This is a genomic window from Saccharomonospora sp. NPDC046836 (assembly GCF_040645195.1).
GTDB lineage: Bacteria > Actinomycetota > Actinomycetes > Mycobacteriales > Pseudonocardiaceae > Prauserella_A.
The window spans coordinates 59,370-85,255 of sequence record NZ_JBEYXW010000009.1; the positions used below are offsets into that span (position 1 = coordinate 59,370).

General features: G+C 65.5%; 22 protein-coding genes and 2 pseudogenes. 13 read left to right on the forward strand and 11 right to left on the reverse strand.

What is annotated here, in order from left to right:
• Nucleotides 1-149 precede the first annotated feature (149 nt).
• The gene (locus ABZ863_RS13445; RefSeq protein WP_358534860.1) at nucleotides 150-1,820 is read left to right on the forward strand and encodes a class I adenylate-forming enzyme family protein; all 1,671 of its coding nucleotides are present in this window, start codon (nucleotides 150-152) and stop codon (nucleotides 1,818-1,820) included.
• A gap of 399 nt (nucleotides 1,821-2,219) precedes the next feature.
• On the opposite strand, the gene ABZ863_RS13450 is transcribed toward ABZ863_RS13445, so the two are convergent.
• On the reverse strand, nucleotides 2,220-4,259 hold the full coding sequence (locus ABZ863_RS13450; protein ID WP_358534861.1) for an NAD(P)/FAD-dependent oxidoreductase: 2,040 nt from the start codon (nucleotides 4,257-4,259) through the stop codon (nucleotides 2,220-2,222).
• Between the two features lie 349 nt (nucleotides 4,260-4,608).
• On the opposite strand from ABZ863_RS13450, the gene ABZ863_RS13455 reads away from it, so the two are divergent.
• The 4 genes from ABZ863_RS13455 to ABZ863_RS13470 all read left to right on the forward strand — a co-directional run bounded on the left by ABZ863_RS13455 (nucleotide 4,609) and on the right by ABZ863_RS13470 (nucleotide 8,173).
• Nucleotides 4,609-5,301, forward strand: a complete 693-nt coding sequence (locus ABZ863_RS13455) for an SDR family NAD(P)-dependent oxidoreductase (protein WP_358534863.1) — start codon at nucleotides 4,609-4,611, stop codon at nucleotides 5,299-5,301.
• 242 nt (nucleotides 5,302-5,543) lie between these two features.
• Entirely contained in the window at nucleotides 5,544-6,527 is a 984-nt protein-coding gene (locus ABZ863_RS13460; protein WP_358534865.1) for a nitronate monooxygenase family protein, read from the forward strand.
• Between the two features lie 235 nt (nucleotides 6,528-6,762).
• On the forward strand, nucleotides 6,763-7,626 hold the full coding sequence (locus tag ABZ863_RS13465) for an enoyl-CoA hydratase-related protein (protein WP_358534867.1): 864 nt from the start codon (nucleotides 6,763-6,765) through the stop codon (nucleotides 7,624-7,626).
• Between the two features lie 277 nt (nucleotides 7,627-7,903).
• Nucleotides 7,904-8,173 (forward strand): hypothetical protein, encoded by a 270-nt coding sequence (locus tag ABZ863_RS13470; RefSeq protein WP_358534869.1) that lies wholly within the window; start codon nucleotides 7,904-7,906, stop codon nucleotides 8,171-8,173.
• Nucleotides 8,174-8,579: 406 nt separating this feature from the next.
• Here the strand turns inward: ABZ863_RS13470 and ABZ863_RS13475 are convergent, their stop codons facing one another.
• Entirely contained in the window at nucleotides 8,580-9,416 is an 837-nt protein-coding gene (locus tag ABZ863_RS13475) for a substrate-binding domain-containing protein (protein WP_358535063.1), read from the reverse strand.
• 78 nt (nucleotides 9,417-9,494) lie between these two features.
• Nucleotides 9,495-9,608 (reverse strand): annotated as a pseudogene (locus ABZ863_RS13480) (LacI family DNA-binding transcriptional regulator); the annotation flags it as partial.
• Between the two features lie 30 nt (nucleotides 9,609-9,638).
• Here ABZ863_RS13480 and hisD point away from each other — a divergent pair.
• The 3 genes from hisD to ABZ863_RS13495 all read left to right on the forward strand — a co-directional run bounded on the left by hisD (nucleotide 9,639) and on the right by ABZ863_RS13495 (nucleotide 13,092).
• The gene (gene hisD, locus ABZ863_RS13485) at nucleotides 9,639-10,952 is read left to right on the forward strand and encodes a histidinol dehydrogenase (protein ID WP_358534871.1); all 1,314 of its coding nucleotides are present in this window, start codon (nucleotides 9,639-9,641) and stop codon (nucleotides 10,950-10,952) included.
• Nucleotides 10,931-11,704 carry an SDR family oxidoreductase gene (locus ABZ863_RS13490; protein WP_358534873.1) on the forward strand — a complete coding sequence of 258 codons (774 nt, stop codon included), beginning with the start codon at nucleotides 10,931-10,933 and terminating at the stop codon, nucleotides 11,702-11,704. Before hisD ends, ABZ863_RS13490 begins: the two co-directional genes overlap by 22 nt.
• Nucleotides 11,705-12,423: 719 nt before the next feature.
• Complete coding sequence (locus ABZ863_RS13495) at nucleotides 12,424-13,092, forward strand: TetR/AcrR family transcriptional regulator (RefSeq protein WP_358534875.1); 669 nt, start codon at nucleotides 12,424-12,426, stop codon at nucleotides 13,090-13,092.
• 213 nt (nucleotides 13,093-13,305) lie between these two features.
• Here ABZ863_RS13495 and ABZ863_RS13500 read toward each other — a convergent pair whose 3' ends face one another.
• Nucleotides 13,306-13,950: a carboxymuconolactone decarboxylase family protein gene (locus tag ABZ863_RS13500; RefSeq protein ID WP_358534877.1), complete on the reverse strand. Its 645-nt coding sequence runs from the start codon at nucleotides 13,948-13,950 to the stop codon at nucleotides 13,306-13,308.
• 157 nt (nucleotides 13,951-14,107) lie between these two features.
• Here ABZ863_RS13500 and ABZ863_RS13505 point away from each other — a divergent pair, with 157 nt between their 5' ends.
• From ABZ863_RS13505 to ABZ863_RS13520, 4 genes are all read left to right on the forward strand, one after another.
• The gene (locus ABZ863_RS13505) at nucleotides 14,108-15,004 is read left to right on the forward strand and encodes a hypothetical protein (RefSeq protein WP_358534879.1); all 897 of its coding nucleotides are present in this window, start codon (nucleotides 14,108-14,110) and stop codon (nucleotides 15,002-15,004) included.
• 49 nt (nucleotides 15,005-15,053) lie between these two features.
• A complete protein-coding gene (locus ABZ863_RS13510; protein WP_358534881.1) occupies nucleotides 15,054-15,557 on the forward strand; it encodes a nuclear transport factor 2 family protein in 504 nt (167 codons plus the stop codon).
• A 4-nt stretch (nucleotides 15,558-15,561) separates the two neighbouring features.
• Nucleotides 15,562-16,338, forward strand: coding sequence for an enoyl-CoA hydratase-related protein (locus ABZ863_RS13515; protein ID WP_358534883.1), 777 nt, complete (start codon nucleotides 15,562-15,564; stop codon nucleotides 16,336-16,338).
• A gap of 154 nt (nucleotides 16,339-16,492) precedes the next feature.
• On the forward strand, nucleotides 16,493-17,365 hold the full coding sequence (locus ABZ863_RS13520; protein ID WP_358534885.1) for a crotonase/enoyl-CoA hydratase family protein: 873 nt from the start codon (nucleotides 16,493-16,495) through the stop codon (nucleotides 17,363-17,365).
• A gap of 423 nt (nucleotides 17,366-17,788) precedes the next feature.
• Here ABZ863_RS13520 and ABZ863_RS13525 read toward each other — a convergent pair whose 3' ends face one another.
• The 3 genes from ABZ863_RS13525 to ABZ863_RS13535 form a co-directional block, all read right to left on the reverse strand.
• Nucleotides 17,789-19,102 (reverse strand): IS110 family transposase, encoded by a 1,314-nt coding sequence (locus tag ABZ863_RS13525; RefSeq protein ID WP_358534887.1) that lies wholly within the window; start codon nucleotides 19,100-19,102, stop codon nucleotides 17,789-17,791.
• A 586-nt stretch (nucleotides 19,103-19,688) separates the two neighbouring features.
• On the reverse strand, nucleotides 19,689-19,826 hold the full coding sequence (locus tag ABZ863_RS13530; RefSeq protein WP_358534889.1) for a hypothetical protein: 138 nt from the start codon (nucleotides 19,824-19,826) through the stop codon (nucleotides 19,689-19,691).
• 279 nt (nucleotides 19,827-20,105) lie between these two features.
• A complete protein-coding gene (locus ABZ863_RS13535; RefSeq protein WP_358534891.1) occupies nucleotides 20,106-20,486 on the reverse strand; it encodes a hypothetical protein in 381 nt (126 codons plus the stop codon).
• Nucleotides 20,487-20,590: 104 nt separating this feature from the next.
• On the opposite strand from ABZ863_RS13535, the pseudogene ABZ863_RS13540 reads away from it, so the two are divergent.
• Nucleotides 20,591-20,755: pseudogene (locus ABZ863_RS13540) on the forward strand (IS5/IS1182 family transposase); the annotation flags it as partial.
• A 177-nt stretch (nucleotides 20,756-20,932) separates the two neighbouring features.
• Here the strand turns inward: ABZ863_RS13540 and ABZ863_RS13545 are convergent.
• From ABZ863_RS13545 to ABZ863_RS13560, 4 genes are all read right to left on the reverse strand, one after another.
• Nucleotides 20,933-22,075 carry a thiolase family protein gene (locus ABZ863_RS13545; RefSeq protein ID WP_358534893.1) on the reverse strand — a complete coding sequence of 381 codons (1,143 nt, stop codon included), beginning with the start codon at nucleotides 22,073-22,075 and terminating at the stop codon, nucleotides 20,933-20,935.
• A 23-nt stretch (nucleotides 22,076-22,098) separates the two neighbouring features.
• A complete protein-coding gene (locus ABZ863_RS13550; protein WP_358534895.1) occupies nucleotides 22,099-23,400 on the reverse strand; it encodes an MFS transporter in 1,302 nt (433 codons plus the stop codon).
• Between the two features lie 80 nt (nucleotides 23,401-23,480).
• Nucleotides 23,481-24,410 carry a cyclase family protein gene (locus tag ABZ863_RS13555; RefSeq protein WP_358534897.1) on the reverse strand — a complete coding sequence of 310 codons (930 nt, stop codon included), beginning with the start codon at nucleotides 24,408-24,410 and terminating at the stop codon, nucleotides 23,481-23,483.
• Nucleotides 24,407-25,885, reverse strand: a complete 1,479-nt coding sequence (locus ABZ863_RS13560; RefSeq protein WP_358534899.1) for a carboxyltransferase — start codon at nucleotides 25,883-25,885, stop codon at nucleotides 24,407-24,409. The genes ABZ863_RS13555 and ABZ863_RS13560 overlap by 4 nt, the downstream gene beginning before the upstream one ends.
• Between the last annotated feature and the right edge of the window lies 1 nt (nucleotide 25,886).

Below are 25,886 nucleotides of genomic sequence, written 5' to 3' on the forward strand. Positions count from 1 at the left end.
GAATCGACGCACCTGACACCGGGGCCGCGCGGTACAACCGAGCGTTGACGCGGCGCGGGGCACCACCTACAATCGTCAACGTGAACGTTGACGGTCGATACCGTGTCGGAACGTCGGACGCACCGGAAAGTCGATTGAAAGATCCCGAGATGACCGCTTCCCGGGCTTCCCCTCAGAACAAGTCGACGACGTTGGCGGAGCTGTTGCCGCGCTCGGCAGCGCACTATCCCGATCACGTCGCGCTCGCCTTCCCGGACGAAGCGATCTCGTACGCCGAGTTGCTCGAGCGGTCGATGATCGTCGCCCGCGGCCTGGTATCGAAGGGCGTTCGGCCTGGGGACAACGTCGGCCTGCTCGCCCCCAACTCGCCCGAGTTCGCCGAGGGATTCTTCGGGGCGGCACTCATCGGCGCGGTGCTGGTCCCGCTAAACGTCCGCTACCGGGCTGCCGAGCTGAGCTACATCATCGAACATGCGCAGCTCACTGCCGTGCTCACCACGGACCGCGTGGCGGCGCGCACGGACTTCTGCAAGACCCTCGCTGAGGCAGTGCCAGGGCTCGACAGCGCCGACGCCGGCGAGTGCCTGAACCTCCCCAGCGCGCCTCACCTGCGGTCCGTCGCTATGTTGCAGGGCGCGGGCGGGCCCGGTTGTCTCGGCGCGGCGGAGTTCCGACAGTCGGCGTCCACAGTAGACATTTCTGCTGTCGCCCGGATGCGAAGCGGCGTGACGCCCTCGGATCCTGCCTTGATCCTGTACACCTCCGGTACCACGGCGCGCCCCAAGGGCTGTGTCATCACGCAGGAGTCGATCGTCCGTGCTTCGATGCAACGAACGGCGGAGGCCGTTCCCTTCCCTGAGCCCCGGGCAGGGCGCGCTCTCTGGCATCCACTGCCCTTCTTCCACATCGCTGCGATGCAGGCATTCGTCTACTGCATCGGCGCCGGCGTGACCTTGCTGACCGACGTCTATCTCGACGCGGACCGAGCAGTGGACCACATCAAGAAGTGGCGCGCGACCTCCCTCTGGCCCGGCTTCATCGCGGCCATGCGTTCATTGATGGACAGCTCGGCCTTCGACCCGGAGGAGCTGCGTTCGATCTCCTCGATCGTCACTGGAGGGCCGTCGAAGGATCTCCGGCGGATTCAAGAGATGCTGCCGTGGGCGACGATCGTCAACGGCTCCGGGATGTCCGAGATGGCCGGATTCTACTGCCTGTCCCACGTGGATGACACCCTCGAGGAGAGGGCGACCTCGGTCGGCAAGCTCCTCTCCGGGTTCGAGGCGCGTCTCCTCGACCCCGTCACCGGGGCCGTTGTCGCCGACGGTGAGCTCGGTGAGTTGCTGCTTCGTGGTTACTCGATGATGTCGCACTACTACCGCGACCCCGAGCGGACCGCCGAGACGATCGACGCCGGCGGATGGCTTCGGACCGGCGACCTCTTCCGGCGGTTGGCTTCGGGCCACATGATCTTCGAGGGCCGTCTGAAGGACATGCTCAAAGTGGGTGGGGAGAACGTACCGGCCGTCGAGGTCGAGTCGTTCCTGTGCGGTCACCCGCACATCCGAGACGCCGCCATCGTCGGCATCCCGGACCCCCGGCTCGACGAGGTACCCGTGGCTTTCGTCGAGCAAGAGCCCGGTGCCGAGCTGAGCGAGCATGACGTGATCGCCTTCTGCCGGAGCCGTATTGCCAGCTTCAAGGTCCCTCGGGCCGTCTACTTTATGGCGGCTGTCGACTGGCCTCGGTCCGCGACCAAACTCGACAAGCGGGCGCTCCGAACGATGGCGCTGGACCATCTCAAACCCACCGCCGAATAGCCGGCAGCGACCCGGCGCCGCTCGTGTGGCGCCACAGGGTCTGGTTGCCCTCAGCGCGGTGGCGTGAACCGCACTCGTGCGGCGGTGCGGAGACTCCCGAGTCTCCGCAGACAACAGCGCGCACGACTAGTCCCCGGCAAAGATATCCGTGGCCTGGTGCCGCGTTGGACTGTCCACAATCGTCGATTCCATTACACCGCGGACGGCGCGGACCTGATGCCCCTCTCGGCCCGCGTCGTCCCTACGGTGGGGCTACCGTGGCCCCAACCAGTGCAGGGCACCGCTTCTCATGCGAGCACCACGCACGACAGAACGCGACACCCCGGGTCAGGGTCTCCCAGGGTGTCGCGTCAGGCGAGAGAGCGGCCAACCGTATCGTTCGCAGGCGCAACCGTGTGCTTACGGCTGCGACGAAGCGGCGTCCCTGCCCGGAGGCAGCTGATCCCCACTCGGCCTCAGCGCTTGCTCGTGTGCGATGAAGTCACCCAGATTGGGATGACGCAGCATCTCCCAGTACTCGACGTTCAGGAACGGCATGATGAAGATGACGCGCCCTTTTGAGTTGCGGTAGTACGTGTTGAATCCGCGATGACACCAGATGGTTTGCGCGTGCATCGCATCTACCCGATCGACGTACCGATCGCACGCCTGCTGCGTCGCCTCGAGCGCCCCGTATCCGTGGGACAGCATTTGCACGAGCAGGTCACGGATGTACTCAGCCTGCATCTCGGTCACGTACATGAAGCTGCCGCTGCCGGGGAGCGAGTTCGGACCACCGAGAAGGAACAGGTTGGGGAAATGCGGCACTGACACACCGAGAAAGGCTCGTGGGTCATCCTCGTCCCACTCCTCCCGCAGCCGACGACCCTCTAGGCCATAGACATCCAGCGAGCTCAGGAACTCCGTGGCCCGGAAGCCGGTGGCCCAGATGATGACGTCCACCTCAAGATGCTCGCCCGAGGCCAGCAATAGGCCGGTCTCGGTCACCCTCGTCACGGAGTCGTTGAGCAGGTCGACGTTCTCCCGTTTCAACATGCGGTACCAGCCATTGTCGAGGAGCATCCGCTTGCCGAAGGGTGGGTAGCCAGGCACGCTCTTCTCGATCAGGTCGGGACGACCGTCCAGCTGCTCGTTGATGTATTTCGTGAGGAACTCACGCGCCCGGTCGTTCCGGGCGTTGACCGCGCGCTCGGGATGCTCCCATTGCGGGTCCACCCGCAGGCCGTCGATGATCTTGTCGCCGTGCTGCCAGAACAACCCCACCCAGTTCCAGGCCCGGTACAGCGGCACGTGTTCCAGAAGGAGCCGTTCGGCATCGTCGATAGGCTGGCGGAACTGCGCGAACGGCGCCACCCACTGTGGCGAGCGCTGCACGACGCTGAGCCGCTGCACATCCGGTGCGATCTCGGGGCAGATCTGCTGGCTGCTGGCACCCGCGCCCACGACGGCGACCCGCTTGCCGTTGAGGTCACAGGCCGGCCAGCGGTTCGAGTGGAACTGGAGACCCGTGAACCGCTCCATATCCGGCAGGTCGGGCAGACGAGGCTGGTTCAGGGACCCAACCCCACTGATCACGACGTTCGCGACGTGATCGTCGAGTCGACCATCCGACCCCCGAGTGGAGACAGTCCACAGTGCCGCTTCGTCGTCGTACCGCGCACTGACGACTTCTGTCTCGAAGCGGATCTGGTCACGGACTCCCAACTCATCGAGGACATCGTTGAAATACGCGTGCAGATCGTCCCGGAGCTCGTAGTGTCGCTCCCAGTCCCGATAGTGGAAGGAAAAGGAGTAGAGGTGGCTGGGCGTGTCGACGCCGGCACCTGGGTAACGATTCTGGAACCAGACGCCACCGGCCTCGGGCGCGCGTTCGAAGACGACGAAGGGGATCCCAAGCTGCTGCAAGACGTGAATCGCCGCCAGACCCGAGATGCCCAGACCGATGACGGCGGCGCGAAAGCCGTCCGGCACGTCGAGAGCGGGCCGTTCGGTCACCGGTTCCGAGTTCGAGAGCCGTCGGCTGAGCTCCTCCCGAAGGATCGAGACGAACCGCTTGTCCAGATCCTGCCCAAGAAAGAACCGCGCGGCGCGGGCCATCTCGTCGTCGGTTTCGAAAGCCACGCATGGCTCCTGGCCGGCGAGAAGTGCTGCGATGACGGGCACGGCGGCCTGACGGATTTCGGCCTGCACCTCGTCCGGTAGACCACCGGACATGCGCGGCGCGACCCCCTTGAAAGGTGTGGGCCGGTAGCGTTCGTCAAGCCACCTGTCGTCCCCGGACATCTGGTACAGCAGCATCAGTAGGACAGGGACAGCCGCACGATCGACAGCAGCACGGATCTCTGCCCCGGTGTCGAGGCCGACGTTCGCGCCATCTCCGCTCACCTGGATGCCCGGAGCCCCTAAGGAGTCCTGTGTTCCCTTCACTGACGCGTTCATGACTTCAGTCAACACTCACGTTGAAGCTCGTGTCAACATGAGTGTTGGCACCAACGCAGTCGCCGGCGCTGACCGACGAACTCGACTCGTCCATTTTCCGTGACTCTTGCCAACGCCAGCGTTGACGACCCGGCGTAGAGGTACCTATCGTCTCGGTCAAGCGCGCGATTTCCGCCGAACCCGACAGCACGGCACCGCTCACCACAGCACGAAGGCGAGAAAGCATGGGAAGCAGCACTCATCACTGCTCGACGGGAACGCCACCGTCACCAGCCGCGGACACGTGGGCGCGACAGGCGCCGCGCGAAGGGCGGAGCACAACCTGGATCATCGGCGTGAGGCAGAACGGGTGAGCACGGGAGCACCGCCACGGGTCGCGCTCGTCACGGGCGGCGCCAGCGGGATTGGTGCGGCCTGCGCCGCCCGCCTGCGGGCGGACGGCGTCCGGTCCTACACCCTCGACCGCGACCGCAACGCGGACCTCACGGCGGATGTCACCGAGGAGCAGGCCATCCGCGACGTCCTCGCCGAGATCGGACCGGTGGACATCGTCATCAATTCGGCCGGCATCGTGGGCCCGAGCCTGCCCTTCGTAGACGTGTCCCATGACCAGTGGATCCGAACACTCGACGTCAACCTCTTCGGGGCCGTCGCGGTGATGCGAACGTTCATCCCCGGCATGGTCGAGCGTGGATGGGGCAGGGTGGTGAATATCGCCAGTATCGCGGGGAAGGACGGAAACCCCAAGCTGGCGCCCTATTCGGCTTCCAAGGGAGCCATGATCGCTATGACCAAATCGGTCGGCAAGGAACTGGCGACAACGGGAGTCCTCGTCAACGCCATCGCACCAGCGGTAATCACCAGCCCGATGAACGAGGCGACCACACCTGATGTCCTCGCGCACGTCACCGACCTCATCCCCATGAAACGACCTGGTCGCGCCGAGGAGGTCGCCGAACTGGCCGCCTGGCTCGCCTCCGACAAAGTCAGTTTCTCGACCGGCGCCGTCTACGACATCAGCGGTGGCCGGGCGACCTACTGACAACCCTGCTTACGTCCACTAAGGACCTTTCCGCGCGGGAACCCGGCGAACGGATCGCGTTCCTCCGCGGGACACGACGTCCAGTCCCGCGCCAGGTTAAGCCGCACCAACGTCGCCCCGTGGCCGACAGAGACGATCCGCCGACCGACACCAGCAAGGGACATGGCGCCCTACCACGTCAACCCTCCACCTTTGTCAACACTCATGTAGACTGTCGCAGTCCCCGGATTGATGGAGCACCCATGATCTCGACGAGATTCACGAAGGAATTCGGCGTGGACTATCCAATCGTGTGCGGTGGTATGACCGGCGTCGGCACCGCCGAGCTGATCGCTGCCGTCGCCAGCGCCGGCGCTCTCGGATTCTTGTCCGCGCACACGCGGGGCACCCCGGAAGACCTCGACGAGGAGATCGCACGAACGCGGTCGCTCACCGATCGCTCGTTCGGGGTCAACCTCACGATCCTCCCTTCGATGACCGCGCTTCCCTACGACGAATACCGCGACGTCATCATCGACAACGGCATCCGCATCGTGGAGACAGCGGGAGCGAACCCGGCACCGCACCTCCCCGCGTTCAAGGCTGCAGGAGTTAAGGTGATCCACAAAGCCGTGGCCGTTCGCCACGCCCTTAAGGCGCAGGCGCTAGGCGTCGACGCCGTCTCGATCGACGGGTTCGAGTGTGCTGGTCACCCGGGCGAGGACGACGTTCCCGGCCTGGTGCTGATCCCGGCCGCCGCCGCGAAACTCGACATCCCGATCATCGCCTCCGGCGGGTTCGCCACCGGTGCCGGGTTGGTCGCCGCGCTCTCGCTCGGCGCTGACGCCATCAACATGGGCACGCGTTTCGTGGCAACGACCGAGGCGGCGGTGCACCAGAACGTAAAAGACCAGATCGTCGCGAATACCGAACGAGACACCAACATCGTGTTCCGGAAGTTCCGGAACAGCGCCCGAGTTGCCAAGAACCCCGTCTCGGACGAGATCATCCAGATCGAGCGTCGGCCGGAGACCACGTTCGAGGACGTCGCGCACCTCGCATCTGGCGCCCGGGGTCGGGATCGGGTCCTCGCCGAGGGCGACCTGAACGACGGCCTGTGGTGGGTCGGCCAGGCGCAGGGGCTCATCACCGAGGTGCTCAGCTGCCAGGAGGTGGTGTCCTCGATCATGTCGGAGGCGGAAGACCTGATCCAGAAGCGCCTGGCGTCTGCGGTGGTCGTGGCGTGACGAGCCCAGTGGGGAGGCACTCCCCTCTGGGGTGCGGCGGCGTGGCCGGGCCACTCACTGTGCAGCGCCGCCTAGCGGGCACACCTGTCGACGGTCGGCACGCCACAGATAGCCACCCGGTCGCCCGGAACTCGTGCCGGACGTCCCGACCTCGTCCGGGCGAACCCGCGACCCGGCAGTGCCCCGGGTGCCCCAGCAGCCTGTCCACGATCACCGACACAAGGCTGGTGCAGCGATGAGCGACTACCCGAGGTACACCAACATCCGCCTTGAGGACGACGGCCCGCTCACCTGGATCGTGCTCGACCGTCCTGATCGCGCGAATGCTCTCTCGAACGAGCTTCTAGACGAGTTCTCCGCGGCGCTCGAGTGGCTGCGGACCGGAGGCGGCCCGATCATCGGCCTTCGCGGCGAGGGGCGTGGGTTCTGCGCGGGGTACGACATGGGGCAGGTGGCCGATCCGCGCGGCGCGGATCCCGTCTCGGACCGGACCAGGCTGCAGCGCAACCTGAATCGGTACCTCACCATGTGGGAGCACCCGAAGCCGATCATCGCGGCCGTCCACGGCTACTGCATCGCAGGCGGCTCACAGCTCGTGACCTTCACCGACATCACCGTCGTCGCCGAGGACGCCCGGATCGGCGAGGTGACCATCCCTGTGGGCGCGGGGTACGTCTCCCCCGTCTGGGCCACACTCGTCGGTCCGAAGCGGGCCAAGGAGCTGGCCTTCGTGCCGGGCAACTGGATCGACGGGCCGACCGCCGTCGAGTGGGGGTGGGCCAACCATGCCGTTCCCGCCGACCAACTACTCACCCGCGTGCGCCAGCTCGCCGACCGCATGGCCCTGATCCCGGCAGACATGCTGACCATCAAGAAGTTCGCGATCAACCGAGCACTCGACGCGATGGGGACCCGCAACGCGGTATCGGCGATCGCGGACGCTGACGCCCTCGCGCACCTCACGCCCGGTGTGGCTGAGCTGCGACAACGGATCGCCGACGAAGGCCTGAAATCGGTGATCGAGTCTTTCCGGGTTCCGCCCACGATGACGCTCTCCCAGGAGACGAGGGACGACGGGACGGCGCCCGCCGCTCGCTGACGTGCGACGCACGCAGCCCCGGGAGATGCGCGGGAGCTCCGACGCAAGTCCGGTGAACCCCGGGTCGCGCTTCTCCAGGAATGCGGCGACCCCTCCTTGCCATCACGATCGAGGTATAGAACATCGCCAGGGAGCCGGCACGGCGGGCGCGGCGTTGCGGTAGATCAGCTGCTTGGTCAGTCCTGGAAGGAGCTGCTCTGGCTCGTCGAGGAGCACGAGCTGCACGTCTGCGGCGAGCAGCTGCGCCGCAACGCCGAGGCGCTGGTCGCCTACTGCGGTGCGGCGGCGCGCCGATGGCATCATCGACTTCCTCGGGCGTACCGACGACCAGGTCAAGATCCGTGGTTACCGCGTCGAGCTCGGCGAGATCGACGCCGCGCTCACCGCACATTCCGAGGTGATCCATGCGGCGGTCGTCGACGCCCAGCGCCGGCTCATCGACTACGTCGTCGCGGAGCGCGACATCGCCTGGCGCGAGCAACTCGCGGCGCGGCTGCCGACTACATGGTGCTTGCCGACGTGGTCACGGTGGACGGCTTGCCGTTGACGGTCAACGGCAAGCTCGACATCGCAGCGCTACCCGCACCGGGGCTTGGCGGCAGGGAGAGCCGAGCACGTAGGCGTGGGTGTTCCAGCTCGGCCTGCCCACCGCAGGCGTCTGTCTGTCCATTGTGGATGCGCCGTAGGTCCTTCCGTGGTGAGCGTGCGCCACACCGACTCGGGAACCGCTTCGCGATCGAGCAGCACGAGGGGAGAGACGTGTGTGGTCGGCAGTATCTCCTCGATGCGCAGCTGCGCGTAGGTCGGCGTCACGTTGAACTACGTCGATGCCGTTCTCGGCACTGCTAGGTGAAGGTGGTCGAGAGCATCTTGCCTCCGGGAAGCTGCCAGATCAGCGCCTGTGCGTGCCGCAGCACAATTCTACACATGCGTTGACGCGATGGGGTTCTCGTTCAGCAAAGAGACGGACCGTGGGTGCCTCGGAGGACCAGGCTTGGGCTCAGTCTCGTTTCGACTGCACTCAAGCAACCTCCGGCCATCTGGTCACAAAGCATCCTGACGGTTCGGCGAGCGAGCTCGACAAGGTCACAGCGCACGGTGGTGAGATCGAACGTGGGCCAGCGGGCCATGCGAATGTCGTCGAAGCCGATGACGCTGACCTGGGCGGGCACCTCGACACCGACGCGACGGGCAGCGGACAGGGCACCCAGGGCGATGACATCGTTGCCGCAGACCAATGCGGTGGGCCGATCGCGGCGCAAGAGCAGATCCTCGGCCGCGGCCATGCCTGCGTCATGGGTGAAGACGCATCGGCGTGTCATCTCGCGCCGGACGATGATCCCGTGGGCCCGCAACGTGCGCCTGAGCCCGTTAGCGCGTTCCCGCCCGGTCGAGGTTTCGACGGGGCCGGCGATCAGGCCAATCCGGGTATGGCCGAGCTCGACGAGCAACTCAGCCACCGCGGCTGAGCCCTCAGCATTGGCAATGCCGCAGCTGGGTGATTCGGGATGGTCAAGCATACGGTTGGCGAGGACGTGCGGGATCCCGCGCTCGGTCAGGTCCCTGGGCAACGTGGAGCGACGTGTCGTTGTGGTGAGGATGACACCGTCATATGAGCCGTCAACCAGTGCCTCAAGCCCAACATCGCCGACTTCGTGGTCGGTGACCACTACTGAGCGGTACCCGGCCTCCTCGAGGAACTGGCGCACGGGCTCGACCAGCTCTGGGTAGTACGGATTGGTGAGCTCGGCGGAGACAATCGCGACACGCCGAGTCATCCGGGTGGACAACGCGCGGCCGCGGTCACTGGCGGTGTAGTTGAGCTCTCGTGCGGCCTGGAGCACTCGCTCACGCGTGGCCGGAGAGGTGCCGGGCAGATTCCGCAACGCGCGGGACACCGTCGGTTGCGAGACACCTGCTCGACGAGCGACATCAATACTTGTCACCTTGAGCATGTTGCGAAGTATACGTATGCAACCCATGCTGGAATCCCGAACGAGAGGAGACCAGGCATGAGTGAGCCCCTCTACCTGAAGAGGGCGACCGCGAGCGCGGCCGATCGTGCTCGACAGGACGCGGTGCGCAAGACCGTGGCGGAAGTCATTGCCAATGTGCGTGAGCGTGGTGACGTCGCGGTGCGCGAATACTCCGAGCGGTTCGACGGCTGGTCCCCGGCCTCGTTCCGCTTGTCGGCTGAGGAGATCGAGAAGATCACCGCTTCGGTTCCCGAGCAGGCCATCGCCGACATCAAGGCGGTCCAGCAGCGCGTCCGGACTTTCGCTCAGCATCAGCGTGACTCGATCATCGACGTCGAGGTCGAGACCGAGCCGGGCGTGCACCTCGGGCAGCGAAACATCCCGGTGGGCGCGGCCGGCGCGTACGTGCCCGGCGGGCGCTACCCATTGGTGGCGTCCGCACACATGACGGTGGTGACGGCGAAGGTTGCCGGCGTCGAACAGGTGCGGGCCTGCACTCCGCCGATCAGGGGTGCGATTCCCGCCGCGACGGTGGCTGCGCTACACCTGGCCGGCGCCGATGAGATCTTCCTGCTGGGAGGTACGCAAGCCGTTGCGGCGATGGCGCTCGGGACCGAGACGATCGGCAAAGTCGATCTAGTCGCCGGGCCCGGCAATGCGTATGTCGCGGAGGCGAAGCGACAGCTGTTCGGCGAGGTCGGAATCGACCTCTTCGCAGGTCCGACGGAGATCCTCGTGATCGCCGACGAACATGCGGACCCGTTCGTAGTGGCCGTAGACCTGTTGAGCCAGGCCGAGCATGGTCCGGATTCGCCGGCCTTGCTGATCACGACATCGGAGGCGCTCGCTACCCGGGTGATCGAGCTGATCGAACAGCTCCTTCCCGACATGCCGACCGCCGACTTCGCGGGTCCGGCCTGGCGCGATCACGGCGAGGTGGCGGTCGCTGCAACTCTCGATGACGCGTTCCGTCTCGGGGACGCCTACGCCTCCGAGCATGTTCAGATTCTGACGGATAACCCGCGGCAGGCGTTGGCGAAGATGCGCAACTACGGTGCGCTGTTCCTGGGTGAGGGCACCTGCGTCTCATATGGTGACAAGGTCATCGGCACCAACCACACGCTGCCCACCCGCGGCGCAGCCCGGTACACCGGCGGGCTGTGGGTAGGCAAGTATCTCAAGACCGTCACCTACCAAGAGGTCACAGACAAAGCCGCGAGCGCTGCCCTTGGCGAACTGTGCGGGCGCGCCGCGCGGGTAGAGCTCTTCGAGGGTCATGCTCGATCGGGCGATGTTCGAGTTCACAAGTACGCCGGGGCGCCGCTCCCATGGGCACCGGCAAACCTGTGATCGCGGGGCGCACGGCGGTCGTGACCGGGGCCGGTAACGGACTCGGTCGCGCCATCGCAGTGCGCCTGGCGTACGAGGGCGCCCGCGTCGTCCTGACCGGGCGCGACAAGTCCAAGCTCCAGTCCGTCGGCGACGAGATCGGCGAGATGGCTCGCATCGAGGTCGTTGACGCCTCCTCTCCCAAGAGTGTCACTGAACTCGCCGCGGCGCTGAACGATGAGGATGTGTCGATCCTTGTCAACAACGCTGGGATCGCGGGGCCCGTCGCACCGTTGTGGGAGGTGGAACCTGAGCAGTGGGACGAGGTGTTCGCAACGAATGTGCGCGGCACCTACCTGATGTGTCGCGCCTTCCTGCCTTCGATGATCGACCGTGGACGCGGGGATGTGATCAACCTGGCCTCGGTGAGCGGGAAGCGTCCGCTCGCACGACGTACCCCCTATACGGCCTCGAAGATGGCCGTAATCGGGTTGACAGCAACCTTGGCGCACGAAGTCGGTCCGTTCGGCGTCAACGTCAATACCCTGTCCCCTGGCCCGGTGGCGGGTCCTCGGATGACACGCAACTTCACACTGGAGGCGCAGCGTCAGGGCATCTCTGTCGAAGCCGCCGAGCATGAGTTCGTATCGCGGTCGGCACTGCAGCGAATGGTGACCGAGAACGAGGTCGCACTAGCTGTGGTCGCAATGCTGCGAATGCCGGGCTTGTGTGGCGCCGACATCGACCTGTCAGCGGGAATGGTTGGGCGCTAAGACGACGATCGGTTCGTGGTGGACGCCATCTCCTTCGTGCTGTATTCGGGCTTCCCTGGACGCCGTTTACCGCTGATACCGACAATGGGTCGGCGATGGCGCCTAGGATCGCCGCCGCGATCAGCTGCGGGCCCTGGCGCGTGGAGCACGGGCGGTAGCGATCCGCACTTGCCACAGCGGCTGTGCTGGACGCCCCGTCGATCAAGAGCACCGAGGGCGCCCTGGCGCCGGGGTTCACGGACAGCCGACCACCGGCTGCAAGCGGCATCTGGTCGGAGGCACGCTCGGATTCTCGAGTTCCTGGCTGCCCGCTTCCCGTCCATCGCATTGGTATGGGCCGACGGCGGATGCGCCAACACCCTCTTCGGATGGGCGAAGGAGACCGAGACTGCTGCTAGGGGTTGACGGTGACGCGTTCGACCACTCACCGGGGTGGCAGGACCTGGAGGCCCTTGAGGTTGTCGCCGCGCTCGACGATCTGCAGCAAAGTCGAGACCCAACTCGCATCGAATTACTTACATACCCAGCAGATTTCTTGTCGCGTGCGCCGCACCCGACCTTGCGCGCCGCTTGGCAGGCGGTTACCCCTGCTCGCCTGGATCCCGCCCAGCGCCGAGGGGCGACACGGGCGTGCATGGCGGAACACCGGATGTCCGGCGAGGCTTCGTCGTCAACACAAGAGTTGGTAACGTGTTGTCGGAGCCGAGCAGGGAGATCTGATGAAAGAAGGCCAGTCGAGCCGCATCGCACAGCGACGAGCCGCTGCGCTGTCTGGGAACACTCCGGACTACATCGCCAAGCGGAACGAACTCGTCCGGGTCGCCGCCGAGGTATTCCGCGAGAAGGGCCTGGCCGCCGCCAGCCTCAACGAAATTGCCTCCAGGTTCGGAACCGACCGAGCGTCGCTCTACTACTACGTGGGCAGCAAGGAGGAGCTCTTTCAGGAGTGCATCACCGAGACCGTGGTTCTGAACCTGCAGCGGGCCAAAGCGATTACCGCCCAGGACATATCGCCTCGCGAGAAGCTACGTCAGCTCATTGCCGTGCTGATCAACTCTCAGGTCGAGCACTACCCTTACATGTACGTGTACATGCAGGAGGACATGCTCAAAAAGCCATCCCAAGACACCGAGTGGACCCAGACCATGGTCGAACATACTCGCCGGCTGGAGCGGTACTTCATCGACACACTCAAGGAGGGTGTTGCGGACGGCTCGTTCCGCTCAGATCTCTCCGTGACGCTCATCGCGAACAGCCTCTTCGGAATGACGCAGTGGACTCACCGCTGGTGGCTGCCCGTCCCTGGTGGCAGCCGCCACTCGGCCGACGACCTCATCAAGGTATTCACAACGGTTCTCCTCAACGGAATCGAGGGCGCAGACGCCTAAGCCGGCGCCCAAGGTCTCGATTGCATTGGCTTAGCGGCCCACAGATTGCGCCGACTTACTCTGTATGGCGGCACGCTGCAAGTTCACCCGGTGAAGCCGTCGAGCAGCATCTTCAGCCGCTGCTCGATCTCGTCGGCAGGGTACCGGTGGGTGAGCGCCTGGTCTTGTCTCTTCCGCGTTCGCAGCTCTGCCATGTGCAGGGTTGGCGCCCAGTCAAGAGACGCCGACGTGCAGGGGCGACTCCGCAGCAATGCGCATAGCGTGCTTGATGGCCCGCTGGCCCGCGCCCATGCGGATCGCGTTTTTCAGGTGCATCCGCATGCCGGGCAGGTACTGGTGCGAAGGGCACGCGTCCGCTGCCATACTGATGATCTCCTTGGTGAGGATGGGGACGTTCTGGCTCTTGAACGGGATGCCAACGAACGTGATGAAGGCCTCGAACACCTCGGGCGACATACGCAGGAGAGCGTCGAGGAAGCCGGGGATCTCCGCCTGCATCGACGTCCAGTATTTGCGTGAGCCGACGTACTTGTCCCACAGCGTTTGACGACGGTCGTCCATTGCCCCCCAGCCATCATCCGGGGCGATCGCAGCCGCCAGCGCGCGCGAGGACTCGAAGAACACATGAACCCCGATAGCGGACATCAGCGTCACGATCTCGTGAAACTTCTCGGCTGCGATGCCCTGCGCCAACCCGCGCTTCATCCACTCGTCGGCACCCCCGACGTCCAAGGCCGTCGCACAGGCCCTGAGGCCAAAGCTCAGCAGGATGACCTGCTCATCGTCGAGGTCGTCGCCAAGCGAGACACCCTGAAGCAGTGAATCGACCTCTTGGTCGATTCGGGCCTGGTCGTACATGGCTTTCTCTCCTTGGAGTGAAGCGTGCCGGTGGGCGCCGGGCAGGTGTAATCCGAAGGTGCCGCCGGCGCGGCGAGCTCGGCGGCAACCCTCTGAAGCAGCGCGCACCGCGGCCCACCGACGGGCGGTTAAACGGAAGTGTTGACTACCACTATAGGTGCTGTCTACGGTCGGCGACGAGCGCCGCACCCGCCCCGTGGCGCGGAGACTCAACGACAAGGTCGACATGGAACCCGTGGCGCAGTACGACTACGAGCACATCCGCGTCGAGCAGGACGATTCCTTGAACGATCTGCTTGACGAGGTCAGCGACGCTATGGAGCGGCTGCAATCCCGAGGGTGGGCCGATCATCGGCATTCGCGACGAGGGAAAGGTTTGAGCGCGGGCTGCGATCTGGGACAGGTCGTAGCGACCGCGGCCGCGAATCCACTCGCCGCCCCGGTACGGCTGCAACGCAACATTGATCGATACCTGGCGATCTGGAGCCACCCCAAGTTCGTGATCGGCGCGGTGCACGGCAATTGCATCGCTCGCGCCTCGCTACTGATGCCCTTTACCGACATCACCGTGATGGCCGAGGACGCCGGCGACGGTTCCGGCGGGCGCCGGGTTTGTCACACCGACCTGGGGCGACGCTCGTGGGTCAAAGCGCGCGAAGGAGATCGCCTCCGTACCAGGGAACCACATCGATGGCCGCACGGCCGCGGAGTGGGCGTGGGCAACCATGCCGTTCTCCCCGAGCGTCTGCTCACTGCCGTCAGGAGCCGGACAGAACGCATCGCAATGACTCCCTGGGACCTGCTCGCTATCAAGAAGATGGCGATCAACCGCGCGACGGAAGCAACGGGTGTTCGCAACGCTGTGGCCGGTGTCGCGGATGCCGACGCCTTGGCCCACACGCTGCCATCGGTACACGACATCCATCAGCGGCTGGCGACAGAGGGGTTGAAGCAAGTGATCCGACTACCGCGTCGAGCCGACGTCCGATCTGTCGCGCAACCCCTGCAGGAGCCGGTCTACGGATGCGTTGACGACGGGTCAACACATCCGTAGACTGTTGGCGCCGGCCTGGAATTAATCACTACGATCATGGAGTGGGACAGTGCCTGTTACCGCCGACAATCTGCTCGACCACGTGCAGCAACTGGTCGACGAAAGGGACATCAAGCGTGTGCTGTTCGAGTACGCGTTCCATCTCGACGCGGCGGATCCGGCCAAGATGCTGCCGCTGTTCACGCCGGACCTGTATGTGGCCTACGGCGAGTCGCACGGCGCCTCCGGCCCTGAGGAGTATCTGGAGGTCCTGGCCAACAACAAGACCGGGATCGCGGCGTTCTTCGCCGGCACTAGCCACCACGTCTCGAACGTTGTGATCGACTTCGCCGACACGGACAAGGCGACAGTGCGATCGGTGCTCTACGCCTGGCACAAGTACAACCGCGAGCGGCCCGACGGGATCGTGTACGCGCAGTACCACGACGTCTTCGTGCGCACCGCAGAGGGCTGGAAAATCCAGCAGCGGAAGCAGCTGACCACCGGGACTGAGCAGTACCACGCCCGGCCGGAGACGTTGGTGATGGCTCCGCGGAAGAGCAAGGAGACCTGAGGCCATGGCACCGGAGCTGTTGTACGAGGTTCGCGACCATGTCGCGTACCTGACTCTCAACCGTCCGAAGGTCCTGAACTCGATCTCCTTCGAACTCGACCAAGAACTCGCGCAGCGCTGGGACGAGATCGATGCTGACCCCGACATCTGGGTTGCGGTGCTCGCCGCCAGCGGCGATCGCGCGTTCTGCGCAGGAGCAGACATCAGCGGAGGCGCACAGGCGAATCCGAATCGTCTCTCGCTGGGCGGCGGCCTCACCGGCGTCGGCGGGTCGCTGCGCATTCTGAAGAAACCTCTTGTTGTTGCCGCGCAGGGCTACGTGCTCGGCGGCGGGTTCGAACTCGCCATGTGCGCGGACATCATCGTCGCCGCGGACAACGCCCAGTTCGGACTCCCTGAAGTAAGAGCCGGTATCATCGGCGACTCCGGAGTCATCCACCGTGCCGTGCGACAGCTCCCATATCGAGTGGCCATGGCGATGATCCTGACCAGCGAGCGACTGCCTGCGGAGGCGGCTCGCGCGTATGGACTGGTCAATGAGGTAGTACCGGCGGCGGATCTGGCTTCCGCAGCTCAGCGGTGGGCCGAGAAGCTCGTCGCGGCATCGCCGTTGGCTCAGCAGGCAGCCAAGGAAGCAGTGCGAATCGGGATCGACCTTCCGTTGCCGACGGCGCTGGGAATGCGCTATGAGCCGATCGAGCTCTACGCGTCGTCCGAGGACGTCAACGAGGGGCGCAAGGCCTTTGCGGAGAAGCGGGTGCCCATCTGGACTGGTCGCTGAGAGACAACCAGCGAGCGGGGTAACCCACCGGTAGTCGGGACGGGATGGACTAACGCCGCGTTCGAGAGCGGTCCGGTCTCGGCACGCCAACGTAGCTTGGCCCGTAGTCACTGGCGGTGGCGAGCGACACTGCAAGACATGAGAGGAACCCGCCGTGGTGTACGAAACACTCGATTGGGCCGTCGACAATGACGGCATCGCCACCCTCACCCTGAACCGGCCGGATGCGTTAAACGCCTTCAATGTGACGATGGCACGAGAACTGGAGCATTTCTTCCTCGTCGAGGCACACGATGACGATGTACATGCGGTCGTCGTCACCGGCGCTGGGCGCGCGTTCTGCGCAGGAATGGACCTTTCGGCCGACGGCAACGTCTTCGGGCTCGACGAGTCCCTCTCGCCGAGCCCGGAGGACATGCGGGCCGCGTACTCCGACGAGCCGATGCACAGCGGCATTCGGGACACCGGCGGTCGGGTGACGTTGGCCGTTCATACGCTCCCCAAGCCGGTGATCGCCGCCATCAATGGCCCCGCAGTCGGAATCGGTGCGACGATGACGCTGGCAATGGACATTCGGATGGCATCGTCGAACGCACGGATCGGGTTCGTGTTCGGCAAGCTGGGGATCGTGCCCGAGGCGTGCTCCAGTTGGTTTCTTCCGCGCATCGTCGGCATCCAACAGGCGCTCGAATGGGCCTACACGGCCGAGATCTTGGATGCGGACCAGGCTTATCGCGGAAAGCTTGTCCGCTCAGTCCACCCGCCGGCAGAACTACTGGGCGCCGCTCACGACCTTGCACGCTCCTTCGTGGTGGATCGGTCTCCAGTCGCACTGGGATTGGCCAAGCAGCTGTTCTACCGCAACAGCGCTGCCCCTGGGCCACTCGAAGCCCACCTGTCTGATTCCCTCGCGATGTTCTACACCTCGATCGCAGACGGAAAGGAGGGTGTTGCAGCCTTCCTTGAACGGCGTGCTCCAAAGTTCAACAGCAAAGCCTCGGACATGCCGAGGATCTTCACCGAATGATCGCGTAGTTCCTTGAGACCTTGGAATGAGGGGACTTTCAGGTTGGGTGTGGACCAATCACTCCGACCTGTCTCCGCTTGCGCCGTACTCCCAGGCGTCTTGAACGGCGGATCATCAAGGTGCACGCCTCGACGGTGCGTCGCATGGTGGTCCGCCAGGGTCGCCCGGTTGGATCACCTTCCGGTCGAGGGACTGTGTCGCGAGCGGTGTTTTCGGCCCGACACCAACGTAAGGCGAAATTTGTCAAATGGGGGGCGGGGGCTCACCGGCTCCTCGGCTCTACGTAGCTGGCAATGGGGTTGCTGACCCAACAGCGTGCAATCGAGTTCGGGGAGGAGACGGCGGGCCTGCTCAGGGTGTCGGTCGAGGTCGGTCCTCAACGCCGGGTGGAGCTTGGCCCGTCCCTGGGGGCGCAGCCTGGGGTCAGGCGGCGGTGGTCAGGTTGGCGGGTCCGCTGGCGATCTGTTCGTTCCAGGGGACCCGCCGGGTGATGATGACGTGCAGCCAGCGCAGGAGCGCGGCGGCGAGCGCGGCGTGGGCCTGGCCGGTGGTGAGCGGGTTTTCCGCCCGGGTGGTCAGATGCTGAAAGCGAGCGGTGAGTACGGGGTTGTTCGCGTGGGCTCCCCAGACCGCTCGCCATGCGGCCAGGCGCAGCCTGGGGCGGCCGCGGCGGGTGATGTGGGCCCGGCCTTCCTTGGTGCCGCTGTTGTTCTCGCGGGGACATAGCCCGGCGTGTTTGACCACCGCGCGTGGGCTGTCGAACCGGGTTGGGTTCCCGGTTTCGGCCAGGATCGCAGCCGCGCCGACGGCCGACAGCCCCGGGATGGAGGTGACTAGATCGGTGAGTTCGAGTTGGTCGAGGACTTCGACCATACGATCCTCCACTTCGGACAGTCGGCGCTTCGTTGCATGCCAGTCGGCGAGCACGAAACAGGCCCGTTCCAGCGCACCGGCCCGTTGCGCGGTTACGCCCGCCTGATCGGTCAGCGCCGTGAAGACGGCGCTGACGATGCGCCGCCAGATCTGGCGCCCACCCCAGCGCGTGACTTCTCGGTTGACCGCCTGCAGAAACCGCGCCAGCCCCATCCTGGTCAGCCGTTCCGGCTGGCCGTTGCAGCGGTCGAGCACCACCGCTGGCCAGGAGCATTCCAGCAGATCGCGCAGCTGCTGCACGTTCGCGGTGGCCTCGGCGACCAGTCGCTCCCGCCGAGCACCCAGGTGCCGTAGCCGCGCCCAGGTTTCGTTTGCCCGTTCCGGCACGTAGCAACGCAGGTCACCGACCAGCCGTGCGATCAGCACGGCGTCCTTGTCGTCGGTCTTGTCCCTGGTGTAGTCCTCGCTTTCCCGGGCCCGGCCGACCAGCAGCGGTTGCACACACACCAGCGGCATGCCCAACCCGGCCGCGAGTTGATCAAGCACCCGCCACCGGTGCCCGGTCGGCTCACAGCCCACCGTGACATCGGCGAACCCGTGCCGGCGGGCGACCTCGCGGGCCCACTCCAGCACCGAACCCAGCCGCCATGCCTTCGCCCGGACCCGTTTGCGCGCCGGCACCCGCGAATCGTGATCTGTCACCACGATCGCCTGCTTCTCATCCGCCAGATCGATCCCCACGATCGCATGCTGGGGCGGCACCAGCACCCGCAGCCGAGCCAACCGCTCATTCCGGCGCCTGTCACCACGCGACAGACCACTACCGTGGACCACGACGTCCTCCTCGATGTCCTGGGACTGCAAGCCCGGGACTGTTTCAAGATCGGTGGGTTCGCCTCCATGATTGCGGTGTCGAACGACAACGACGGAACCGGCGACGTCGGCATCGCCCACACCGGGGCCTCAGTCGGCATACCCACCGACTCCGCGCTATCCCTCGAGACCGTCGTGGCCCCTCTGGGCATGTGTCCGGGGGTCGCCGCATGGCGACAGCAATACTCACTGTCATCTACTCCTCACCCTGCGCATAGCTCATGGGGGAGGAATATCGGACCAAGCATACCGCTCGGCGATCCACACTACGAACACTCAGCGTGACAGATGACTACGCCGCGGTGTGGCAAATTTGCCACACATATGTGTCCGAGGACGATCTTGCGCACTATCCCTACTGTTCGGAATACGGCGGGCTGTGGCCCAGGGTTTCTAGCGAGGTGTCCCGTCGCCGACCAGTGGGGACACCTTTCCGGGACAGGCGGAAACCACCACTGACCAGCGCAGAAATGGTCATGGGACGCCGGGACGCCTCAGGACGCTCGTGTCCCAGTGTCCCGAAACAGGCGCTGCTTGCGCGAACTCGTCGCCAGTGACAAGGACGGCCTATCCCCCATCAGCCACCGTCTCGTCTGTGGTCGTCGAGGATCGCCGCGACGGCCGCCCGGAGCCCGTCAAGGTGCCGCTCCAACTGATCCAGAGCCCGTTCGATCATGTCGAGCCGCTTCGCGACCGACTCGTCATCGGTCGCCACCGAACGCGTCAAAGCGTCGCTCGGCGTCTCTGGCGCTCTCGACAGACAGCTTTCACAGGGCATGCCTGCCGGACCGTTGAGGCGCTCAAGCTGACCGGGGCGAATGACGCACCACAGAGCGCCGTGATCCGGTCCGGCACAGCGCCCTCCGGAATCGGGAACACATGACACACGCGCTGGGTCTCGCCGATGACGCCCGCGCTGGCCGCGCCAACATCACGCCACTGTTCATCGCGACCTCCCCCGTTGCGGGGCTAACACCGGTTCTTGGTTCTGCGCCTAGTTGTATTCGCCGTGCTCCGCTGAGTCGATCAGTTCGTCAAGGGCGTTGAACACCGTTGAAACGTCCAATCCGAGGTGATCCAAGAGTCCGCATGCCTGCTCGGCGAGTTCCCGCCCGATGTCCACTAGCGACTCCCGTGCCTCGCAGTCGTCCGGATTGGCCTCGATGCGGTCGACCAGGCCGTTGGTCTGAGCCTGGATCGTGTCGGAGAGCCGCATGCACCTACTGCCGATGAGCCGGAGCTGTCGGTTCCGGAGCGTGTCCGGTTGAAGGAACTGGAGCGCCGTGTCCGAGAGTTGGAACGTGAGAACGATTTCCTGGGAAAATCGGCGGCCTTCTTCGGAAGAGGTTCCGGTGACCGCGAAGTACGCGTTCATCGAATCTGAGGAAGGCAACTATCCGATCGCCCGAATGTGTCAGTGGGCGAAGGTATCACGGTCGGGCTATTACGATAGGAAACAACGGCCACAATCCGCGACCGCCGCGCGGTGGAAATTCTGGCAACGACTGCACCGTCTACCGCGACTCGGGCATCGCCGAGGAACTCGCCGCCCGGCAGGTCATGGCCGATGGTGGCTACCAGGGCAACCCCGCAGTTGTCATGCCTTACCGCAAACCCCGTGACGGCAGTGATCTGCCCGAATGGAGTCCCCAGCCTGCCGGTTCCTCGCACTCGTCCCGCTCGCCGGTTTCGAGAGGTGGTCCGGCGATACCGGGGAACCAGGCGCCGAGTCGACAATGCCGCCGCCTGCTAGGGCGGCGAGGTGCTTGGGCCGCTGAGCTTCGGCGCCCCCAGGTGACACGTGCCGTTGCACCGCCTGTGTCACAACAGTTCGAAGATCGTGGCATTCGCCTGTCCCCCGCCCTCGCACATAGTCTGCAACCCGTACCGGATCCCGGACTGGCGCATGTGGTGCAGCAGGGTCGTCGCGATCCGCGCGCCGGAGCCGCCCATCGGATGGCCGAGCGCGATCGCGCCGCCGTTCACGTTGACAAGCTCTTCGCAGGCACCGGTTTCAGCAAGCCACGCCATCGGGACCGAAGCGAAGGCCTCGTTGACCTCGAACGCTCCGATGTCGTCGATACCGAGACCGGAACGCCTCAGCGCCTTTTCGGTAGCAGCGATCGGGCCAGTCAACATCATGATCGGGTCCGAGCCGGCCAGTACCGCCGTGTGTACCCGGGCGAGCGGCTGCAGGCCCAGCTCCTTCGCCTTCTCCGTCGTCGTCATGAGCAGAGCGGCTGCGCCATCGGAGATCTGCGAAGCATTGCCCGCCGTGATCACTCCGTCTGGCTGGAAAGCGGGTTTCAGCTCGGCGAGCTTCGTCACGCTGCCGCCACGGCGGATCCCTTGATCCTGCGCGAAGACCGCACCATCGACGTCGATCGGGGCGATCTCGGCATCGAAGAGGCCCGCATCCTGGGCGGCAGCAGCTCGCTCATGGCTGCGCAGGGCGAACTCATCCAGTGTGGTGCGCGAGAAGCCCCAACGGTCGGCGATCAACTCCGCCCCGATCCCCTGGTTGGGCACCACACCGTGGTACCGGTGGGCGAAACGCGGCCCGAGCGGGTCCATGCCATTGGCTGACGAGCCCATCGGGATCCGGGACATCGACTCGACACCGCCGGCGACGGCAACATCGTACTGGTCCGCGATGAGGCCCGCGGCCACCGAATGGATCGACTGCTGCGACGAACCGCATTGGCGGTCCACAGTGCACCCCGGTACGGATTCCGGCCAACCTGCAGCGAGGACCGCGTTGCGGGCAATGTCGAAGGTCTGCTCGCCGATCTGGGATACACAGCCCCAGACCACATCATCCACAACAGACGGTTCGATGCCTGATCGGCTTGCCAGTGCGTCGAGCACATGGGCCGACAGGTCGACGGGGTGGACGCGCGCCAACGCGCCGTTGCGCTTGCCGACAGCTGTCCGCACTGCCTCGACGATCACGGCGTCACGCATGTGAGTTCCTTCCTGCTCTGTCGTTAGTCACCATCGCGGCCGGGCCGCGGGCCGGTTGCGATCGCCCAGATCGCAATGAGGCCGACCAGGGCGGCGGTCATGACGAAGAATGCAGGCGCGAGGGCGTTGCCGGTGACTTCGACCAGCCATACACACAGCACGGGCGCGGTGCCACCCGCGACGATCACCCCGATGTTCCATCCCAATGACATGCCCGTGAAGCGGATCGCGCGGGGAAACAGTTCCGGCGAAAGCGAGTATCCGGTGACCTGGAGGAACGCACTGTTGGCCATGATCACCGCGAACGCCAGGCCCGCCAGCGGCAGGCTACCCTGCCCCATCAGCCACATGCCCACCCACGTCAGGGCGAGAAAGCCGATTGAACCAGCCACCCCGAGCCGGGGCAGGTCCCACCGGTCACCGAGCCTGCCAACCGGCAGCATCAGCAGTGCGGTGATCACCACAACAGCCGTGGTCACCCAGTACACGCCGGTCTTGGGATACCCCAGCTGCTGAATCAGATGGATGCTGACATAGGTCAGGCCGAAGTACGCTGTGCCGTTGACCGCGGCTGACAGCCCTGCACCCTTGAGGATCGGCAGCCACCCGAGGCGGAGGACATCCAGCAGCGACGTCCGCTTGCCCGCCTGCTCGACCGGCTGCGCCTCCGCGGTGATCCGACGCCTGATCGCGAAGCACACCAACGTCAACGGCAACGCGAGCAGGAACGGGATCCGCCAACCCCACTGGGCCATCTGCTCGGCCGTGGTCAAGGCGGACACCAGACCGGCCACAGCCGCGGCCGCACCGAAGCCGAGGGTCGCACCGGCCGGATTGAACGCTCCGAAGCGACTCTTGAACCGGTTCGGCGCCGCTTCCGAAACAAACGTCGCAGCACCCGCGACCTCCGCCCCCACCGAGAGGCCCTGGATCAGCCTCAGCACGATCAACAGCACCGTCGCTGTGACACCGATCGTCGCGGTGGTGGGCAGCAACCCGAGCAGTGTGGTCGCGACCCCCATGCACAGGATGGTCGCCACCAGAACCCTGCCACGATCGACACGGTCGCCCAGCAGCCCGAACACGATCCCACCGAGCGGCCTGGCCACGTACGCCGTCGCGAACACAACCAGGGTGAGCAGCAACGAGACCACCGGATCTTGGTCCGGGAAGAACAGTGGCGCGATGAAGATCGACAGGTACCCGTAAGAACTGAAGTCATAGCCCTCGACGAAGGTACCGACCCCGCCTGCGATTGCTGCACGGCGGGCCCGACGGAAGGTAACAGTATCCGCGGAGGTGGTTGCCCTGTCTGGTTCGGACATCGTGGAATCCATGGACATGACTGTGTTGCCTCTCGGCTAGGGGACGAGGAGACAGAAGGTCGTTCGATGTAGACAGACAACTACAGCAGCGCGATGGCGTTCGCCGGTGAGCTGACCCCACCGGTGATCGGCAGCGGAACAGCGGCGAACAGGAACTCGGCCCGCCGCTGGCGTGCACAGGTCTCGGCGAGCGTGTCAAGGTCGAGCAGCTCGGCGAGCGCGAAGCCGAGTGCCGGGATCAGCCTGCGGTGCAGGGAACCGTCCTCCCGCGATCCTGGTCCGCGCTCGACCGCGGGGTTGTCGGCCGCAACGGCGGCGATCCCGGTGTTCCAGAGGAACCGCGCGGTGGATTCGGCGCCGGACAGACCCGTCCACGCCTTGACGGCAGCGGGCATGTCGTCTCCGGCCGCAGCACGCCGCCGGTACTCCGTGGTCCAACCGAACCGCAAGCAGAGCACGTCCCCGCGCCGGAGCTCCACCCTGGCCTCTTCGGCCGCGGCGACAAGGTCCTCCGCGGTGACGGGGTCGCCGCCGAAGGGATCGTAGCCGCCGCCGGCACGCTGCTTGTGGGCGGCGATGTCGAGCAGCACCCCGCGGCCGACGATGCCGCGCGCCGCCCAGTGGTGAATGCCCAGCGTGCGCGTCGCCTCGGCCTGGCTGGTGCTACCGCCGAACCAGCCGTGCTCGCGGGCCCGTACGTGCGCAAGCCCGTCCCATTGCGACGAAGCCTGCGGGTTGAAGTCGCCAAGGGTGTCTTCGAAGGTGTTGCGGTCGTGCAGGAAAACCTCGTGCCTGACCGGAGTACGGCCGAAAAGCGGCGGATCGAACGCGTCGACGCTGAGGTTGAGGGGTATCACGTCACCGGTCCGAACCAATCCGGCAGCATGCAGCACGTCCTGCGGACCGAGCCTGGACAGCGTGCCGAGCGGAGCAGGCAGCACGTCCCACGCATGCCGAATACCGAGGTTGCCGAGCTCGGGTAACGCGTCGTACTCCGGTTCGCCGATCACGCGGCCCCCTTACGCCCGAGCCGGATCTCCGACCCGGGCCTGCTGATGTGCAACGAGGTCACCGACCGCTCTTCGGTGATCAGGTCGACCACCTCGTTCACGATCGCGTTGGCCGAACGCCGGGGGTCCGTCCGAATAGGACCAGCCTGCTTCATCGCGTCGACCTCCTCGTCGGACGTCAGGTACCGCAGCAGGAGCTCTTCGTCGGACATCCCTGCCGGGAACTTCTTGCGGATCTCCTGGATCGATGGCTGCGGGCGTTCCCAGCCGGCGAGCTGCTGCGCCCTGTTCCCGGAGAGGATGCGGTCCCGCACATCCGGGTCCAACGGCGCGGCCAGTGGGCCGTAGTGTTCCAGCACGTAGTGCACGACCTCGTCGGGGACCAGCCGGTAGCGCTCGCCGGTGACGATATTGAGCACCGCTTGGATCCCGACGAACTGGGAGAACGGCGTGGCCATGATCGGGTGTCCCAGCTCCTCGCGCACCCGCGGGATCTCGGCCAGCACCTCGTTCAGCCGGTCCGCCATGCCGTGCGTGGCCAGCTGGTTCTTCAGCGTGCCGGTCATCCCACCCGGCAGCTGATGTTGGTAGATCCGCGGGTCGTACTCCGCGGGCACACCCGGCTCGAACCCGGCATCGCGGGCCGCCCAGACGAAGTTCTCCTCCACCGGAGGCAACTGGTCGACATCCAGCCTGTGCGAGACGCCGATCGATTCGAGGATCGGCAGCATGCCCTCTGTGCTTGGCAGCGACGGCCCGTTCGCCATCGGGCGAGATGCGGTGTGCAGGATCGTGAAACCCGCTTTGATGCCCTCGATGTAGTTGTGCTGCGCGAGGCCGGTCGACGCGTGGCAGTGCAACTCGAGCGGGATCGAGCCAGTTGCGGACCGGATCGCGGGCAGCAGCGTGCGGGCACGCTCCGGGGTGAGCACGCCCGGCGCGTCCTCGACGTAGATCGTCTCCACGCCGTCCCAGCTCGCCATCTCCTTGGCTTTGGCGGCGAAGAACGCGTCGTCGTGAACACCCGTCAGCCCGTACATGATCGCCGGAACGGCCTGTCCGCCGGCTTGGTGGATCACCTTCGCCAGCCGGTGCATGGTTGGCATGTCGTAGAGACAGTCGTAGATCCAGAAACTTGTGACACCGTGCTTGATCAGCGTCTGCACCCACAGGTCGACGATCGAGTCGGGCGACATCGCGAACCCGATCACCGCAGTCGTGCGCATGCCGGCCCGCAGCGTGCTGTTCGGCAGGTTCCGCACCAGGAAGTCCGTCGAGGCCCACGGGTCGTCTTTGAACTCCCGCAACAGCACAGTGAACATCCCCGGGCCGGTCAGGTCGACCACCCGGAACCCGGTGCGGTCCAGATGTGGCAGTGCATCGGTGGCCTGGTAAGCCCGCATCCGCAGGCCCCACAGGCTTTGCTGGCCGTCACGCAGCGTCTGGTCCACGAACTCGATGGCGGGACTGGTCATC